Annotated in this window: 14 protein-coding genes; 5 read left to right on the top strand and 9 right to left on the bottom strand. The window is 72.1% G+C overall.

Annotated features, from left to right (window positions below; translation table 11 throughout):
* Window positions 1–12: 12 nt before the first annotated feature.
* From BMY97_RS06460 to BMY97_RS06450, 3 genes are all read right to left on the bottom strand, one after another.
* Entirely contained in the window at window positions 13–237 is a 225-nt protein-coding gene (locus BMY97_RS06460) for a DUF5703 family protein (protein WP_091613906.1), read from the bottom strand.
* Window positions 234–1,250 (bottom strand): YncE family protein, encoded by a 1,017-nt coding sequence (locus BMY97_RS06455; protein WP_091613904.1) that lies wholly within the window; start codon window positions 1,248–1,250, stop codon window positions 234–236. The genes BMY97_RS06460 and BMY97_RS06455 overlap by 4 nt, the downstream gene beginning before the upstream one ends.
* A gap of 98 nt (window positions 1,251–1,348) precedes the next feature.
* The gene (locus BMY97_RS06450; RefSeq protein ID WP_177231210.1) at window positions 1,349–2,317 is read right to left on the bottom strand and encodes an aldo/keto reductase; all 969 of its coding nucleotides are present in this window, start codon (window positions 2,315–2,317) and stop codon (window positions 1,349–1,351) included.
* 87 nt (window positions 2,318–2,404) lie between these two features.
* Here BMY97_RS06450 and BMY97_RS06445 point away from each other — a divergent pair, with 87 nt between their 5' ends.
* From BMY97_RS06445 to BMY97_RS06430, 4 genes are all read left to right on the top strand, one after another.
* Complete coding sequence (locus BMY97_RS06445; protein ID WP_091613899.1) at window positions 2,405–3,448, top strand: LLM class F420-dependent oxidoreductase; 1,044 nt, start codon at window positions 2,405–2,407, stop codon at window positions 3,446–3,448.
* Entirely contained in the window at window positions 3,448–4,290 is an 843-nt protein-coding gene (locus tag BMY97_RS06440; RefSeq protein WP_091613896.1) for an undecaprenyl-diphosphate phosphatase, read from the top strand. The genes BMY97_RS06445 and BMY97_RS06440 overlap by 1 nt, the downstream gene beginning before the upstream one ends.
* A gap of 30 nt (window positions 4,291–4,320) precedes the next feature.
* Entirely contained in the window at window positions 4,321–5,037 is a 717-nt protein-coding gene (locus BMY97_RS06435; protein ID WP_091613894.1) for a histidine phosphatase family protein, read from the top strand.
* Between the two features lie 76 nt (window positions 5,038–5,113).
* On the top strand, window positions 5,114–7,165 hold the full coding sequence (locus BMY97_RS06430; RefSeq protein WP_091614616.1) for a M3 family metallopeptidase: 2,052 nt from the start codon (window positions 5,114–5,116) through the stop codon (window positions 7,163–7,165).
* Between the two features lie 17 nt (window positions 7,166–7,182).
* Here the strand turns inward: BMY97_RS06430 and BMY97_RS06425 are convergent, their stop codons facing one another.
* Window positions 7,183–7,836, bottom strand: a complete 654-nt coding sequence (locus BMY97_RS06425; RefSeq protein WP_091613891.1) for a TetR/AcrR family transcriptional regulator — start codon at window positions 7,834–7,836, stop codon at window positions 7,183–7,185.
* 113 nt (window positions 7,837–7,949) lie between these two features.
* Here BMY97_RS06425 and BMY97_RS06420 point away from each other — a divergent pair, with 113 nt between their 5' ends.
* Window positions 7,950–8,738 carry an NADP-dependent oxidoreductase gene (locus BMY97_RS06420; protein ID WP_342744004.1) on the top strand — a complete coding sequence of 263 codons (789 nt, stop codon included), beginning with the start codon at window positions 7,950–7,952 and terminating at the stop codon, window positions 8,736–8,738.
* Window positions 8,739–8,960: 222 nt separating this feature from the next.
* Here the strand turns inward: BMY97_RS06420 and BMY97_RS06415 are convergent, their stop codons facing one another.
* The 5 genes from BMY97_RS06415 to BMY97_RS46885 form a co-directional block, all read right to left on the bottom strand.
* Window positions 8,961–9,521 (bottom strand): P-loop nucleotide/nucleoside kinase family protein, encoded by a 561-nt coding sequence (locus tag BMY97_RS06415; RefSeq protein ID WP_091613889.1) that lies wholly within the window; start codon window positions 9,519–9,521, stop codon window positions 8,961–8,963.
* A 69-nt stretch (window positions 9,522–9,590) separates the two neighbouring features.
* Window positions 9,591–10,580, bottom strand: a complete 990-nt coding sequence (locus BMY97_RS06410; RefSeq protein ID WP_091613886.1) for a malate dehydrogenase — start codon at window positions 10,578–10,580, stop codon at window positions 9,591–9,593.
* A gap of 116 nt (window positions 10,581–10,696) precedes the next feature.
* Window positions 10,697–12,796: an FUSC family protein gene (locus tag BMY97_RS06405; protein ID WP_091613883.1), complete on the bottom strand. Its 2,100-nt coding sequence runs from the start codon at window positions 12,794–12,796 to the stop codon at window positions 10,697–10,699.
* The gene (locus tag BMY97_RS06400; protein ID WP_091614611.1) at window positions 12,793–15,927 is read right to left on the bottom strand and encodes a GH92 family glycosyl hydrolase; all 3,135 of its coding nucleotides are present in this window, start codon (window positions 15,925–15,927) and stop codon (window positions 12,793–12,795) included. Before BMY97_RS06400 ends, BMY97_RS06405 begins: the two co-directional genes overlap by 4 nt.
* 128 nt (window positions 15,928–16,055) lie before the next feature.
* Entirely contained in the window at window positions 16,056–16,193 is a 138-nt protein-coding gene (locus tag BMY97_RS46885; RefSeq protein ID WP_177231209.1) for a hypothetical protein, read from the bottom strand.
* Between the last annotated feature and the right edge of the window lie 10 nt (window positions 16,194–16,203).

Below are 16,203 nucleotides of genomic sequence, written 5' to 3'. Positions count from 1 at the left end.
TCAGGAGGTTGATCAGGTGGACAGGCCGGGCAGGCGGTCGGCGGCGGTTCGCTTGCGGCGCAACCAGATCCGGCGGGTGCCGTCGGCGTAGAGGCGCACGTTGCGCAACTCCCAGCCGGCGAACTCGGCGTGGATGGACAGCTGGACCATCGCCGCTTTGCGGGACACCCCGGGGGGCAGCCGCAGGCGGCGATACTCCCAATCCCCTTCGACCACCGCCTCGTCGACCGTTGTCATGGCTGGATCACCTGGGTCCCTTCCCCGGCGGCCGAGCCCACGATCACCCGGCCGGTCCGCTGGTCGACGCCCACCGAATCCGGCTGGCGCACGGTCGGAAAGCGGTACTTCTCGGTCGGTTCGCCGCCGCGGACGTCGAACCCGACCACCTGGTTGGCGCCGGTGAGGGTGACCCACGCGAGGCTGCGCTGCTTGTCGTAGGCGATGCCGTACGCCCCACCCGGCACCGGGTAGCGCTGGCGCAGGATCAGCGGGCCGGTGGAGAACGCCAGCAGCGCGCCGGCGCGGGCGTCGGTGACCAGCACGCGGCCGTAGGAGTCGGCGACCGCGTTCGCCGCGCCGTCCCCGGCCCGCAGGCCCTCGCCCATCGTCCCGGCGTTCACGTCGACGCTGAACACGGCCGTGCGCAGCCGGTCCAGCACGACCACGTTCTGGCCGGTGTCGATCACGTCGTCGGCGCTGTAGAGCTGCCCGGTGATGGTCTTGGTGACGGCGCCGTTGGCCAGCACCTCCACGGCCTTGCGGTCGCGGACGGCGACGACCGTGTCCGCGCCGTCGGTGACGCCGGCCGCGGGCTGCCCGGCCACGGGCTCGGTGCGCACCTGCCCGCCGGGCAGGGAGATCCGGGCGAGCACGCCCTTGGTGGGGATGCTCGCGAGCGCCTGGCCGCCGGAGGTCGAAAGGCTTTCGGCGGGGCCGGGCAGCGGCACGGTGATCTTGGGCGCGCCCAGCGAGCCGAGGTCGTACACCTGCACCGACGGCGGCTGCGCGAGCGCGACGACGAGCGTGTGGCTCTGCTCGTCGGTGGCCAGCGCGGAGACCGCGGGGGTCGCCAGGACCTGTCCGGCGGGCTTGACGCTCACCGCGGGGGAGACGGCCGCCTTCGCCGCGACGGGGTTGTTCACCACCTGCAGCGAGTCGGTGTTGTCCTGGCCGGAGGACGAGCACGCCGACAGCGCCAGGGCACCGGCCAGCGGGATCGCGATCCGCGACGCGGCGGTGAGCCGACGCACCTTGAAGCCTCCTGCTTTCCTGCGGCGAGGTGTCCCCACCAGCATCCCCCACGATCGTCCTGCCGTCACGTCCGTGTCACTCAACAGACACCTGCGCTTCAATGCGGCCCCCGTTCCGGGTATCCGGCCTCGATGGCGCTGACGTCGTCGAGCGCGCTGCGGATGGCGGTCGGCAGGTTCAGCGCTTCCGCCGACAGCGAGCCGGTGAGCTGCCCGGTGTCGCGGGCGCCGACCACGGGCGCGACCACCCCGGGCCGGTCGCGCACCCAGGCCAGGGCGACCACCAGCGGCGAGGTGCCGAGCCCTTCGGCGGCGGTGGCGACGGCCTGCACGATCCGGGCCGCGCGGTCGGTGCGGTGGTGCTCCACATACCCGGCGAAGACGCTGGACGCGCCGCGCGAATCGGCGGGCGTGCCGGTGCGGTACTTGCCGGTGAGCACGCCCCGGCCGAGCGGCGCCCACGGCAGCAGCCCGATCCCGTGGTGTTCGGCGGCCGGCCCGGCCTCGCGCTCGATTCCGCGCTCCAGCAACGAATACTCGAACTGGGCGGCGACGATCGGCGCGACCGCGGCGGCCCGGGCGGCGGCCGTGGCGAGCTGCCAGCCCGCGTAGTTGGAGACGCCGACGTAACGGGCCTTGCCGCTGTTCACGGCGTACTCGAGGGCCGACAGCGTCTCGTCGATCGGCACGCACGCGTCCCACGCGTGCAGCTGCCAGAGGTCGACGTGGTCGGTGCCGAGCCGGCGCAGCGAGCCCTCCAGCGCGGACAGCAGCGCCCCGCGGGACGCGCCCCCGCCGAACGGGCCCTCCGTGCGGCGGGCGACGGCCTTGGTGGCGACCACGACGTCGTCGCGCGGCACCAGGTCGCCCAGCAGGCTGCCGAGCAGGCGCTCGGCCTCGCCCTCGGCGTAGATGTCGGCGGTGTCCACGAGCGTGCCGCCGGCGTCGACGAACGCGACGAGCTGGCTGGCCGCCTCGTCGGCGTCGGTGTCGCTGCCCCAGGTCATCGTGCCGAGGCCCATCCGCGAGACCCGCAGGCCCGAACGGCCCAACTGTCGCTTCTCCACGACGGCCGAGCCTAGTGGTCGGGCCCGCGGGGACTTGACCAAGGTGACGCCGTGTCGTGACAGCGGCCCCCGTTAGAGTCTCGAATCGTGCACATCGGACTCAGCCTGGGTTACGGGAGCGCGGGGGGCGTGACCGCGAATCCGGCCCTGGCGCAGCGGGCGGACGAGCTCGGCTACGCCGTGGTGTGGGCCGCCGAGGCCTACGGCGCCGACGCCGTCACCGTGCTCGGCTGGATCGCCGCGCGCACCGAGCGGATCGACGTCGGCAGCGCCGTGCTGCAGATCCCGGCCCGCACCCCGGCGATGACCGGCATGACGGCCGCGACGCTCGACACCCTGTCCGGCGGCCGCTTCCGGCTCGGGCTGGGCGTTTCCGGCCCGCAGGTGTCCGAAGGCTGGCACGGGGTCCGGTTCGCCGGCCCGCTCGGCCGGACCCGGGAGTACGTCGAGATCGTCCGCGCGGTCCAGTCGCGCCGCCGGGTGAAGTTCGACGGTCAGCACTTCCGGCTGCCGCTGCCGGACGGCCCCGGCACCGTGCTGGGCCTGTCGTTCCGGCCCGAGCGCAAGCAGGTCCCGGTCTACCTCGCCGCGCTCGGCCCGGCCAACCTGGCGCTGGCCGGTGAGATCGCCGATGGCTGGCTGCCGCTGTTCTTCTCGCCGGAGCACGCGGGCGAGCAGCTGGCGAGGATCCGTTCGGGCGCCGGGAAAGCGGGCCGGACGTTGGACGGCTTCGACGTCGCCCCGATCGTGCCGCTGGTGGTGGGCCCGGACTGGCGGTCCTGCGCCGACGCGGTGCGGGCGCACGCGGCGCGGTACCTCGGCGGCATGGGCAGCCGCGAGGAGAACTTCTACAACCGGCTCGCCGCGCGGATGGGCTTCGAGGCCGCGGCGGCCGAGGTGCAGGAGAAGTACCTGGCCCGGGACTACGAGGGCGCGCAGGCGGCGGTACCGCTGGAGTTCCTCGACGCGACGTCGCTGCTCGGCCCGGTGGACCGGATCGCCGGGCGGATGGCCGAGTTCGCGGGCGCGGGCGTGACGACACTTTCGGTGACCCCGTTCGGGGACACCGGCGGGCACGGGGCGGCGCTGATCGCGGCCGCCGAGGCATGCGAACGAGCGGGAGTGGCTTGATGGGGTGGTTCGAGGCGCTGGTGCTGGGCCTGGTGCAGGGGCTGACGGAGTTCCTGCCGATCTCGTCCAGCGCGCACCTGCGGATCGTCGCGGCGCTGGCCGGCTGGGACGACCCGGGGGCCGGGTTCACCGCGGTCACCCAGATCGGCACCGAGCTGGCCGTGATCCTGTACTTCGCGGCCAAGATCGGCCGCATCCTGCGGGCGTGGTTCTTCTCGATCTACCGGAAGGACTGGCGCCAGGACCCCGACGCCCGGCTCGGCTGGCTGATCATCGTCGGCTCGCTGCCGATCGTGGTGCTCGGCCTGCTGCTGCAGAACCAGATCGACACCGCGTTCCGCGACCTGCGGATCACCGCCACCACGCTGATCGTGTTCGGCATCATCCTGCTCATCGCCGACCGGGTGGCCAAGCAGCGGCGCACGCTCGACGACCTGACCGCGCCGCACGGCCTCGGCTTCGGCTTCGCCCAGGCGCTGGCGCTCATCCCCGGCGTCTCCCGCTCCGGCGGCACGACCAGCGCCGGGCTGCTGATGGGCTACACCCGCGCGGACGCGGCGGAGTACTCGTTCCTGCTCGCCCTGCCCGCGGTGCTCGGCTCGGGCCTGTACAAGCTCACCGACATCGGCAAGAACGGCGAAACCGCCCAGTGGGGCCCGACCATCCTGGCGACGCTGGTGGCGTTCGGCGTCGGGTACGTCGTGATCGCGTGGCTGATGTCCTACATCAAGACGCGCAGCTTCGTGCCGTTCGTGGTGTACCGGCTCGTGCTGGGCGTGGTGCTGTTCGGGCTGGTCTTCGCCGGCGTGCTCGACCCCGGCGCGGGCCCGGTCGGGAGCTGACCGGCGGAGATCACCGGTTAGGGTGGCGTCGTGAGCACGGTCATCTTGCTGCGGCACGGGAAGTCCACCGCCAACGGTTCCGGGGTGCTGGCCGGGCGCACGCCGAAGGTGGGCCTCGACGACACCGGCCGGGCCCAGGCGGACAAGCTGGTGGCGCGGCTGGCCGGGGTGCCGGTGGCGGAGCTGGTGGTCTCGCCGATGCTGCGCTGCAAGCAGACCGTCACCCCGCTCGCGGCCGACCGCGGGCTGACCAAGACCGTCGAAGCGCGGCTGTCCGAAGTGGACTACGGCGAGTGGACCGGGCGGGAGCTGAAGACCCTGGTCAAGGAGCCGCTGTGGCGCGTGGTGCAGGGGCACCCGTCGGCCGCGGTGTTCCCCGGCGGTGAGGGGCTGGCCGCGATGCAGGCCCGCGCCGTCGCCGCCATCCGCGCGCACGACGCCCGGATCACCGCCGAGCACGGCGACCACGCGGTGTGGGTCGCGTGCAGCCACGGCGACGTGATCAAGGCGATCCTCGCCGACGCGCTCGGCCAGCACCTCGACGCGTTCCAGCGGATCGTGGTGGACCCGGCGTCGGTGTCGGTGATCCGCTACACCGAGACCCGCCCGTTCGTGCTGCGCGTCAACGACAACGGCGGCAGCCTGGCCGGCATCGCCCCGCCGCCGCCGAAGGCCAAGGCCAAGCGCGGCCGCAAGGCCAAGGCGGCCGAAAGCGACGCTGTGGTCGGCGGCAGCACCGGGCACTGAGCGAAGGGATCCTTTCGTCGGCCGGTGAACCCGTAGGGTGGGCGGGACCGACGTGAAGAACCAGGAGCACAACCCGATGATGTCGCCGGAGAACCCGTTCGCCGCACCGAGCGAGCTGCCCTACGCCCTGCCGCCCTTCGACCGGATCGCGGTGGAGCACTATCGCCCCGCGTTCGAAGAAGGGCTGAGCCGGCACAGCGCCGAGATCGAGGAGATCGCGGGCAACGCCGAAGAAGCCACGTTCGAGAACACCGTCGTCGCGCTGGAGCGGGCCGGTGACCTGCTCGACCGCGTCGGCGGCACGTTCTTCAACATCGTGGGCTCCAACGCCACCGACGAGATCCAGGACATCCAGGCCGAGCTGGCCCCGCGGCTGGCCGCGCACGCCGACGCGATCCACCTGAACCCGCGGCTGTTCGCCCGGATCAGCGCGCTGTACGAGCGCCGCGAAAGCCTGGGCCTCGACGCGGAGTCGCTGCGGCTGCTGGAGCGCCGCCACACCGACTTCAGCCGCGCCGGCGCGGGCCTGCCCGAGGCGGACCAGGAGCAGCTGCGCAAGCTCAACGGCGAGCTGTCCACCCTGCAGACCCGCTTCCAGCAGAACCTGCTGCGCGACACGAACGACCTGGCCGTGGTGATCGAAGACGCCGCCGAGCTGGCCGGCCTGGACGCGGGTACGATCGCGACCGCCGCCGAGACCGCCGCGGACCGCGGCGAGGAGGGCAAGTACGTCCTCAGCCTGACGCTGCCGACCGCGCAGGCCGCCCTGGAGTCGCTGGAGAACCGCGCGGTGCGCGAGCGCGTCTTCACCGTTTCGGTGTCCCGTGGCAACCGCGGCAACGAGCAGGACAACAACGCGGTGGCCGCCGAGATCGTCCGCCTGCGCGCCGAGCGCGCGGCCCTGCTCGGCTACCCGGACCACGCCGCGTACGTGATTTCGGACGAGACGGCCAAGACCGCCGAAGCCGCCACCGGGCTGCTGGAGCGCCTGGCCCCGGTCGCCGTCGCGAACGCCCGCACCGAGGCGGCCGAGTTGCAGCGCCACCTCGAGGCCGACGTCCCCGGCGCCACCCTGAAGGCGTGGGACTGGGCGTTTTACGCCGAGAAGGTCCGCCGTGAGCGCTTCCAGGTCGACACCGCCGCGCTGCGGCCGTACTTCGAGCTGAACCGCGTGCTGCACGACGGTGTCTTCTTCGCCGCGAGCCGGCTGTACGGGCTGAGCTTCACCGAGCGCCACGACCTGCCGAAGTACCACCCCGAGGTGCGGATCTTCGAGGTCTTCGACGCCGACGGCAGCGGCCTCGGGCTGTTCCTGATGGACTACTACGCCCGCGAGTCCAAGCGCGGCGGCGCGTGGATGAACAACTTCGTGGACCAGTCCGGGCTGCTGGGCGCCCAGACGGTCGTGGTGAACGTGCTCAACGTCAACCGGCCGCCGGCGGGGGAGCCGACGCTGCTGACCTTCGACGAGGTCACCACCGCGTTCCACGAGTTCGGGCACGCGCTGCACTCGCTGCTGTCCGGAGTGGAGTTCCCGACGTTCTCCGGCACCAACGTGCCGCGTGACTTCGTGGAATATCCCTCGCAGGTCAACGAGATGTGGATGCTGTGGCCCGAGGTGCTCGCCAACTACGCGAAGCACCACGAGACGGGGGAGCCCCTCCCGGCCGAGCAGGTCGCGAAGCTGGAAGCCGCCGCGCAGTACGGCGAGGGCTTCAAGACCACCGAGTACCTGGCCGCGTCGCTGCTCGACCTGGCCTGGCACCGCCTCGGCGTGGACGACCGCGTGGACGACGTCCAGCGCTTCGAGGCGGACGCGCTGGAGAAGGCCGGCGTCGCCCTGGAGAGCGTGCCGCCGCGCTACCGGACCACGTACTTCAACCACGTCTTCGGCGGCGGCTACAGCGCCGGGTACTACTCCTACATCTGGAGCGAGGTGCTCGACGCCGACACCGTGCTGTGGTTCACCGAGAACGGCGGCCTCAAGCGCGAGAACGGCGACCACTTCCGCGGCACCCTCCTGGGCCGCGGCGGCAGCGTCGACCCGATGGCGGCGTTCAGCGCCTTCCGCGGCCGCGAGCCGGAGATCGAGCCGCTGCTCAAGCGCCGCGGCCTCGCCGGTGCCTGAGCCAGCTGTATAACGTCCTACACTGCCCGGGTCCTTTGTGGACCCGGGCAGTGCTGACGGGGCAGCTGGTCCAGTCCCAGCGGGGCCGGAGGTGGCAGGGGAGTGTCCTCATCGGACGAGCCGGTCCGGAACGCGCGCAGGAAGTGCGCCACGAGCCGGCGTGAGGTGGTCGCCGCGGTGGCCGGGTCGATCCTGGTGGTGGCGCCGCAGTTGGCCAGCAGCACCACTGTCAGGTCGCTGGGGTGGAAGTCCGCGCGCAGCTCGCCCGAAGCCTTGGCGCGCCGCACGACTTCGGCGAAGCCCTGCTCGGCCCGCCGGCGCTCGCGTTCGAAGTCGACGGCGTGCGGGAAGGCCGTGAGGAAGGCTTCGGTGAAGCCGCGGTCGGTGGCCTGCATCGTGCAGACCTTCTCGATCATCCGGCTGAAGCCGTACCACGGGTCGGGGTCCGCGAGCGCGTCGTCGACCACCGAGGCACACGCGGCCAGCTCGTCCGTGAACACCTCCGTGACCAGCGCTTCGCGGGTCGGGAACCGCCGGTACAGCGTGGCGACGCCGACGCCCGCGTGCCGGGCGATGGTGGTCATCGGCACGTCGATGCCGCGCCGCGCGAACAGCTCGCGGGCCGCTTCGAGCACCCGGGTGCGGTTCTCGCGCGCGTCGGCGCGCAGCATCTGAGAGGTCTGCGCGGGCGTTGCTCTCACCTCCGCCGAAGTGGACGGCAGCTTCCAGTTGACGCGTTAGCTTAGCAAGTAACTGGAAGGCACGTTCCACATAAGGAAGAGAAGTGAGCGAGACGATGCGCGCGGCCCGGTTCGACCGCTACGGGCCCGCCGAGGTGCTGTACGAGGCACGGGTCCCGAAGCCGGTGCCGGAACCGGGGCAGGTGCTGGTCCGGGTGCACGCGACGAGTGTGAACGGCGGTGACCTGCACATCAGGGCGGGCCGGGTGAAAGTGCTGACCGGCCGGAAGTTCCCGATGGCCACCGGGGTGGACTTCACCGGCGAGATCGCGTCCGCCGCGCCGGGGCTCGAGGTCGGCGACCGGGTGTGGGGCCTGCGGCGCGCCGGCGGGGTGGCGGCGGAGTACATCGCCGTCGACCCCGACCGGCTTTCCCTGGCGCCGAAGGGACTGGACCTGGTCGAGGCGGCGGCGTTGCCGGTGGGCACCACGGCGATCACGGCGTTGCGTGACAAGGCCCGGCTGAAGGCGGGGGAGCGGCTGCTCGTGCGCGGCGCGGCCGGGGGAGTCGGCGCCATCGCCGTGCAGCTCGGGCACGCGATGGGCGCGCACGTGACGGCGCTGACCGGGGCCGGCACCGTCGACCTGGTGCGGGAGCTGGGCGCGGACGAGGCACACGACTACCGCCGCGCGGACCCGGCGGCACTGGGCTCGTTCGACGTGGTGCTGAGCACGACCGGCACCGGCCTGCCGACGTACCGGCGGCTGCTCTCGCCTCGCGGCCGGATGGTGACGATCGCCTTCGACACCGACCACCCGCTGCCGTCGCTGTCCGACATCGCCGGCGCCCACCGCGCCCTGGAAGCCGGTGGGGTGCGGGTGCTGCCCGCGTAGAGGCCGCCGTCAGCCGGACGCGCGGGCGAGGTCCGGCTGCTCCGGGCCGTGCGGGATGTCGAAGGTGTCCTCGCCGGTGCGCAGCACGGCATTCGCCTATATCGGACGAGGCACCCGTAACGATCACAGTCTCACCGGCCAGCTCACACTTAGAGTGTATAACGACCTATACGGCGGGCCGGTACTGGAGAAAATCGGCTCGGCCAAACAGGCCACTCACCTTCAAAAGAACCGCCACGAAAGGGAAGTCTCGACCGCGGCATAGGTCTGTTCGGGATCAAGGCCCTCGGTGTCCAGGACCGTGCACGCGGGCCGGAGCGCGAGGTAGCCGGCGACGTGGTCGTGGATCCGGTCCAGCAGCCGGAGCCCGCCGTGCTCGGCGAGGATGTCGTCGATCTGGCGGTGCGGGCTGGAGTCCACAACGGACGCTCGGGCCGAGTAGCGGTCGAAGGCGTGCTGTTTCGGTGCGGTGAGGACGATTTCGCGGTACTCGGCACCGGCGGCGAGCGCGGCGGCTTCGAAGCCTTCGACCTCGTCCAGCGCGGTGGCCAGCTGGGGCAGGACGACGTCGTGGCCGGCCCGCAGGTGCGTTTCCGCCATGGCCACGGCGAGGCGGCGGCCGACGGGCAGGGTGGCCCAGAAGTCGTCGCGCCAGCCGCCGATCAGGGGGAGCAGCTGGTCGGTGTCGAGGTCGAGGACGCCGGGGTGGCGGTCGGCGTAAAGCCGGGCCACGGTGGACTTCCCGATGCCGGACGGGCCGTTGAGGTGGATCAGTCGGGGCATCCGCCGACCCTAGCGACGTCGAAGGCCGCCCGGACGGTGCCGGGCGGCCTTCGACGGGTCGGATCAGGCTCAGATGAGGCCGAGCTTCTTCACCGCGTCACGCTCTTCGGCGAGCTCCGCGACGGAGGCGTCGATGCGGGGGCGGGAGAACTCGTCGATCTCCAGGCCCTGGACGATCTCGTACCTGCCGTCCTTGGCGGTGACCGGGAACGACGAGATGAGGCCTTCCGGAACGCCGTAGGAGCCGTCGGAGACGACGCCCGCGGAGGTCCAGTCGCCCTCGGGGGTGCCGGTGACCCAGGTGTGGACGTGGTCGATGGCGGCGGACGCGGCCGAGGCGGCCGAGGACAGGCCGCGGGCCTCGATGATCGCCGCGCCGCGCTTGGCGACGGTGGGGATGAAGGTGTCGGCGAGCCAGGCCTGGTCGTTGACGGCCTCGACGGCGCTCTTGCCGGCGACCTCGGCGTGCGCGATGGACGGGTACTGGGTGGCGGAGTGGTTGCCCCAGATGGCGACCTTCTTGAGGTCGGTGACGGGCACGCCGAGGCGCTTCGACAGCTGCGCGAGGGCGCGGTTGTGGTCGAGGCGGGTCATCGCGGTGAAGCGCTCGGCCGGCACGTCGGGCGCGTGGGACTGGGCGATGAGGGCGTTGGTGTTGGCCGGGTTGCCCACGACGAGGACGCGGATGTCGTCGGCCGCGCCGGCGTTGATGGCTTCGCCCTGTGGCTTGAAGATGCCGCCGTTGGCCTCGAGCAGGTCGCCGCGCTCCATGCCCTTGCTGCGGGGCCGGGCGCCGACGAGCAGCGCGATGTTGGCGCCGGAGAAGGCCTGCTTGGGGTCGTCGAAGATGTCGATGCCGGCGATCAGCGGGAACGCGCCGTCGTCGAGTTCCATCGCGGTGCCCTCAGCCGCCTTGACCGCCTGCGGGATCTCGAGGAGCCGCAGCTTCACCGGGGTGTCCGGGCCGAGGAGCTGACCGGACGCGATGCGGAACAGCAGCGCGTAGCCGATCTGGCCGGCCGCACCGGTGACGGTGACGTTGACAGGGGCTTGGGTCATAGCGGGTTCTCCAGCTTGAGACGGCTTTGGCTAGTGAAAGTGATGCTAGCCCTCCCGGCGTTCGCCGTTCGGGTGCGTCCAGTCACTCTTCGCCCGCGCGGTTCAGGCCGTTGCGTTCAGCTGCGGTCGGCCGCGGCTGGTTCGGTGGCTTCGACGGTGAAGACGCGGCCGAGGGCGATCAGGCCCTCGTCGAGATGGCTGAGGCTGGAGAGCACGGCGCGGGTTTCGGCGTCGTCGATGCGGTCGGCGACCGGGGTGCCGTCGTCGCGGACGAGTTTCTTCGGCGGGGTCGTGTTGGGGTGGCGGACGGCGTCGCCGATGATGTCGACGTTGGCGAGGATGCGGCCGGTGAACCGGTCGAGGCGTTCGGCGACCGGGCCGTCGAGCTGGCCGGGCTGGGCGCGGGCGGCCACGTGGCGGGCGCGGAAGGCGATGCCTTCGAGGGTGGTGAGCACGTGCCACCCGTAGTCTCGGCGGGCGCTGCGGAGGTTGATCGGGTGGGTGAGGGGCTCGATGGTCTTGCGGACCTGTTCTACGGCGCGGTCGAGGTCGCGGGACATCTCGATGATGTTGACGTTGTCGCGGCCCGACAGCAGGCGTTCGGCGGATTCGAGGAACTCGTGCAGTTCGTCGAGGACGAGCGCGATGTCGTCGAGCATCACCGAGCGGGTGCGGACGGGGACGATGACGAGGGCGGCGAGCAGTCCGGACGCGGCGCCGGCGGCGGTTTCGGCGACGCGGATCCAGAGCACCTGGATGGTGAACGTGCCGAGCAGGCTGTAGAGCAGCGCGAGCATGCTGGTGACGAAGAACGCCATGAGGAACTGTGAGACGCGGGACATGTAGACCATGCCGAAGACGCAGACCATGAGCAGCGCGAGGATGGCGACGGTGTCGCCGCTGACGAGCAGGGCGAGCACGACCCCGCCGACGATGCCGATCAGGGTGCCGGCGGTGCGGCGGACGCCTTTGACGAAGCGGGCGCCGGCGCTGGAGGTGCCGATGAACACCACGAAGACGGTGAGCACGGCCCAGTACCAGCGCTGGTGGGAGATGAGCTGGCCGGCGAGGACGGCGAGCCCGCCGCCGACGACGGCCTGGATGGCGCTGCGGGTCTGGTTGTCGTAGGCGAAGACCTTCGTGGGCTCGGGTTCGTCGGTTTCGGTGTCGTCGAGGGAGAAGTCGACGCCGCCGTCCTTCGCGGCGACGCGCTGGGCGCGGTCGTCGGCGACGGCGAGCTCGGCGATGGCGCGGCGGACCCCGTCGCCGGGTTTGGCGTTGCGGTCGATGCGGCTGCCTTCGACGAGCATGCGGCTGTATTCGCCGGTCTCGCTGATCAGGGGGAGTTCGCGCGGGTCGCGTTCCATCAGGGAGCGGAACTTGGCGAGGCGGCCGAGGAGGTCTTCGGCGACGCCGGTGTGGAGGCTTTCGGAGCAGGTGCGCTGCACGGTGATGGTGAGCCATTGGACGGCGAGTTCGACCTCGATGGCGCGGCGGCGGAGCTGGTCGGCCTTGCGCTCGTCGACGACGTCGGGGGCGTTGTCCTCGATCAGGAGGACGGATTCGTGGAGGCGGGCCAGCGCGGTGCGGATCTGGCGGTCGGCGCGGTCGCCGCCGGCGTTGGCGATGGAGGACTCGGTGGCGCGGACGGCGGCGGCGACGCGGGCGCGGAAGGCGCGGCGGATGCGGATGAACTCGCTCTCGGCGTTGCGGCGCAGCAGGACGAAGCGGACCAGCGCGTTCGCGGCGAGGCCGATGAGCATGGCGATGATCAGCTGCGGGACCTGCTTGAGGTGGGCCTGCAGGAACATGGGGAAGAAGAACAGGAAGAACATCATCGAGCCGAGTGCGGTGCCGCGGGGGCCGAAGCGCTGGACGTAGACGGCGATGAAGATCAGCAGGACGAAGATGATGCTGTCGAGTGGCGGGTAGGCGGCGCCGAGGCTGGCGAGGGTGATGGAGGAGGCGCCGACGAGGGCGGCGAGGCCGAGGGTGACGGCCTGGCCGCCGGTGGTGGGGTCGTTGACGGAGAAGGCGCTCATCATGGCGGCGATGGCGGCGACGAGGCTGATGGTGAGCGGGTAGCCCAGTGGCTGCAGCGCGAGGATCGCGATGACGATGCCGAGCACGGCGGAGCCCGCGAGGCGCAGCCGGATGAAGCCGGGGTCGGCGGCCGCGAGCCGGTCGAGGGCGGCGTTGCGGAGGTCGGCGATCATCGGGCGAGCAGCTCCCACTGGGCGAGGGTGACGCGACGGCGGGTGGAGCCGGTGACGCGGAGGCGGTAGTGGGCGAAGGCCGCGGGCGTGGCGAGGGTGAACGGCCGGGTCTGGCGGCGCCAGCGGAACAGCTCGCCGGAGCGTTCGTCGAGCACGGTCCAGCGTCGTCCGTCGGCGGAGCCTTCGAGGGTCCAGCCGGTCGGGTCGCCGGTGCGGGCGCCGGAGGTGAGCGTGTACATGGTGACTTCGCGGGGCGGTCCGTCGACGAGGAATTCGACGGCCGGGGTGCGGGTGGTGAAGGTGGCCTCGGTGCGGCTGGTGTCGTCGATGAGCGCGTACGCGGGGCCGTCGGGGCTGTGGACGGTGCCGCGCAGGTCGGTCAACGGCGCGGGCGGGACCGCCGTGACGGGTTCGGCGCCCCAGGTGCCGGGCTCGGCGCGGACGTCGAACTCGAGCACGGCGCCGCCGGTGAGCACGGCGTGCGAGACCGTCGGCGCCGGGTGCGGGGTGCCGTCGATGGTGAGGCCGTGGACGTACGGGGTGTCCGTCGTGGCGCCGGGTGCTCGGATGACCAGGTCCTTCCCGTTTTCCAGGTGCAGGGTCGCAGTCTGGAACAGGGGTGCGCAGAGGGTGTAGCGCGGGGTGCCGACGGCCAGCGGGTAGAGGCCGAGTGCGCTGAAGACATACCAGGCGGACATTTCGCCGTTGTCCTCGTCCCCCGGGTAGCCCTGGCCGAGTTCGCTGCCGAGGTAGAGCCGGCGCAGGACTTCGCGGACGGTGCGCTGCAGTTTCGCTGGGGCGCCGGCGAAGGCGTAGATGAACGGGATGTGGTGCGAGGGCTGGTTGGAGTGGCCGTACTGGCCCATGCGGACGTCGCGGGCCTCGGTCATCTCGTGGATGAGGCCGCCGTAGGAGCCGGGTTTGCGGCCGGTTTCGGGGGTGCGGAAGAACTCGTCGAGCTTGGCTTCGAGCCCGGCCGGCCCGCCGTGGAGGGCGGCGAGGCCGGGGCCGTCGTGGGGTACGGAGAAAGCGGTGTTCCAGGCGTTGGTCTCGACGAAGTCGCCGCCCCAGGTCTGCGGGTCGTAGCCCTCGGGCGGGAAGTGGCGGCCGCCGTCGAGGGTGCGGCCCTGGAAGAAGCCGATGCGCGGGTCGAAGTGGTGTACGTAGTGCTGGGCGCGTTGGCGCAGGTAGGCGGCGTTGTCGGCGAAGCGGCGGGCGCGGGGGCCTTCGCTTTCGCGGGCGAGGGCGTCGGAGAGGTTGGCGAGGCCGAAGTCGTTGAGGCAGCCTTCGAGGGCCCAGGACAGTCCTTCGCGCACCGAGGTCGGGGTGTAGCCGAGGAACGATGAGCGGTCGAGGCCCTTGCGGCCGGCGCCGGCGCGGGGCGGGGCGACGGTGGCGTTCTTCAGCGCCGCGTCGTAGGCGGATTCGACGTCGAAGCTGCGGACGCCTTTGAGGTAGGCGTCGGCGAAGGCGACGTCGGAGCTGGTGCCGGTCATCAGGTCGGCGTAGCCGGGGGAGGACCAGCGGGCGATCCAGCCGCCTTCGCGGTATTGCTGGACGAAGCCGTCGATCATGCGGCCGCAGCGTTCGGGGGCGAGCAGCGCGTACGCGGGCCAGGTGGTGCGGTAGGTGTCCCAGAAGCCGTTGTTGACGTACAGCTCGCCGTCGACGATCCGGGCGCCGGTGCGGCGGCGGGTGCTGGGGCGGAGGCTGCGCCGCACGGGGCTGGCGTGGCGGATGCCGTCGGGGGTGTTCTCGTGGGCGGTGTTCGGGTAGAGGAACAGCCGGTAGAGGCTGGAGTAGAAGGTGGTCCGCTGGTCGTCGGTGGCGCCGTCCAGCTCGATGCGGCCGAGCAGTTCCTGCCAGCGTTCGCGGGCGCGGTCGCGGACCTGCTCGAAGGTGGTGCCGGCCGGGATTTCCAGCTCCAGGTTGCGTTTCGCCTGCGCGAGGCTGATCAGTGAGGTCGCGATCCGGAGGGTGACCTCGGGTGCGTCGAAGCTCAGGCGGCCGGTGACGGTCCGCCAGGGCGGGCGGCGGACGTGGCCGCCGCCGGTTGCCGGGGCGTCGGCCTGGGCGTAGACGAACATCCGCCGAGCCCCGGCAGACAGCCGGCTGCGCACCCAGGTGTGGCCGGTGACGACGCCGCTGCCGGGATGGACGCGCAGGCCGCCGCGGTTGCGGGCGTTGTCGAACAGCACCCAGCCGCGGCCTTCGGGGAAGGTGAACCGGAAGATCGCCGCGTGCTCGGCCGGCGCGAGGTCGGCCGTGACGCCGCCGGCGAAGCGGACGCCGTAGTGGTGCGGCCGGTCGGTCTCGTCGTCGTGGGAGAAGGCGAGCGCGCGCCGGGCGGGGTTCGGCTCGACCGGGCCGGTGCCGGGCATCAGCTGGAACGTGTGCCGGTCGCCCATCCAGGGGCTCGGCTGGTGGCTGAGCGCGAACGCCTGCAGCCGCGGGGAGTTCTGCGCGTCGTTGTGCCGGTGGTAGGAGTAGATCCAGTTCAGCGCGCGGGCGTCGGTGACCGGGGTCCAGAAGTTGAACCCGTGCGGCACGGCGGTGGCGGGGAAGGTGTTGCCGCGGGAGAACGCGGTGCCGGAGTGGGTGCCGCGGGTGGTGCGGACGTGGTCGACCGGGTCCTGGGCGGGCGTGTGGTGCTCGGCGACGCGGACGTCGTCGAGCCAGCCTTCGACGGCCTCGCCCCCGGGCGGCTCGGTGACCAGCACGATCCGCCGGATCCGGCGCCCGGCGAACGCCCCGAGCGGGTGGCGGACCAGGTTCCACTGGTCGACCAGCAGGGTCTTGCCCCGGCCCTGCCCGGCCGCGGAGATCCCGGCGGTGGTGCCGTCGTCGAACTCGACGTCCAGCGCGACGAAGGTGGCGTGGTAGGACGGCACGGGCCGCTCACCGACCGGGAAGACCACGTAGGACAGTGCACTGTGGGCGGTGACCGGCAGGTCCACCTCGAACAGCACGGCGCGGCCGGGCCGGCCGTACCGCAGCGCGCGCAGCCCGGTGAACCCGACGCCGGTCTTCGCGGTCGGCGACCGGTCTGGCCCGCGGCCCACTCGCAGGCCGGTGCTGACCGGCTGTGGTTCACCGGTTTCGAAGGAGGAGAAGAACCCGGCGCTCGTCACGCGCTCACGGTAATCGCTCGGGCGGCCGGGCACCCGGTGATCGTCTCGCGCGTGGCGCGGGCCCCGATCGTCAGCGCAGGTGGCCGGCCTTGGTCATTCCGGGTCGGCTCCCGGGTTGATCACGGCGGTCAGGCCGCCGTCGCCGCGGATGTCCGCGCCGGTGGCGACAGGTCGCTCGCGAGGTAGAGGACCGCGTTGGCGATGTCGGCGGCCGCGGCCACCGTCCGCGCCGGGGATCGCGACGAGCTGCGCATCGACCCGGACACGACGGTGGCC

The sequence above is a fragment of the Amycolatopsis saalfeldensis genome (assembly GCF_900110575.1).
GTDB classification, from domain to species: Bacteria; Actinomycetota; Actinomycetes; order Mycobacteriales; family Pseudonocardiaceae; genus Amycolatopsis; species Amycolatopsis saalfeldensis.
This window is presented reverse-complemented; position numbering and strand designations above follow the sequence as displayed.